General features: G+C 67.9%; 1 protein-coding gene. It reads left to right on the forward strand.

From position 1 onward, the window contains the following. On the forward strand, positions 1–1,261 hold a 1,261-nt coding region (locus ACFYWI_RS38515; protein ID WP_389240860.1), incomplete at both ends, for an amino acid adenylation domain-containing protein.

The following is a 1,261-nucleotide window of genomic DNA, read 5'->3' on the forward strand; positions in this document are numbered from 1 at the left end:
CCGGGGAGACCGTCCTGACCTATGCCGAGCTCAACACCCGCGCCAATCAACTCGCCCACCAGCTGATCGCACGGGGTGTCCGGCCGGGCGACGCCGTCGCCGTCCTCCTCCAACGCTCACCGCACACCGTCACCACCGTCCTCGCCCTCATGAAGACCGGCGCCGTCTACGTGCCCCTCGACAACCGCTACCCCGCCGAACGCATCCGCCTGATCCTCACCGAAACCAACACCCGACTACTGGTCACCGACGAGCACTCGCCGCACGAACTCCATGCGGACGCAATCGAGTCACTCATCCTGGAAACGCCGACGGCCGCCGGCACGGACCCGGGCGAGCCCCCGGTGATCGTCCGACCCGACGACGCCGCGTACGTGATGTACACATCCGGATCGACCGGCACACCCAAAGGCGTCGTGGCCACCCACCGCAACGTCACCACCCTCGCCCTCGACCCCCGCTTCGACGCACACGCACACCACCGCGTCCTCCTCCACTCCCCCACCGCCTTCGACGCCTCCACCTACGAACTGTGGGTCCCCCTCCTCAACGGCGCCACCGTCGTCATCGCCCCCGCCGGCGACCTCGACATCCACACACTCCAGCAGGTGGTCACCGAACAACACGTCACCGCACTATGGCTGACCAGCTCCCTGTTCAACGTCATCGCCGAACACGCAGCCCCATGCCTGACCGGAGTACGCCAGGTATGGACCGGAGGCGAAGCCGTCTCGGCCACCTCCGTCCGACGCGTCCAGCAAACCTGCCCCTCCACCCTCGTCATCGACGGCTACGGACCCACCGAAACCACCACCTTCGCCACCTGCCACCCCGTCACCACCCCCTACAACGGCACCCCCGTCGTCCCCATCGGCCGCCCCATGGCCAACAAACGCACCTACGTCCTCGACCACACCCTCCAACCCGTCCCCCCCGGCGCAGTGGGCGAGCTCTACATCGCCGGCGCCGGCATCGCCCGCGGCTACCTCCACCAACCCGCCCTGACCGCCGAACGCTTCCTCGCCGACCCCTACGGCCTCGAACCGGGCGCCCGGATGTACCGGACCGGAGACCTCGTACGCCACAACCCCGACGGCAACCTGGAATACATCGGACGCACCGACCACCAGGTCAAAATCCGCGGCTTCCGCATCGAACCCGGCGAAATCGAAAAAGTCCTCACCGACCACCCCGACATCACCCACGCCGCCGTCACCCTCCACAACGACCACCCCGGCAACACCCGCCTGATCGCCTACGT

Source organism: Streptomyces sp. NPDC002889, assembly GCF_042888425.1.
GTDB lineage: Bacteria > Actinomycetota > Actinomycetes > Streptomycetales > Streptomycetaceae > Streptomyces.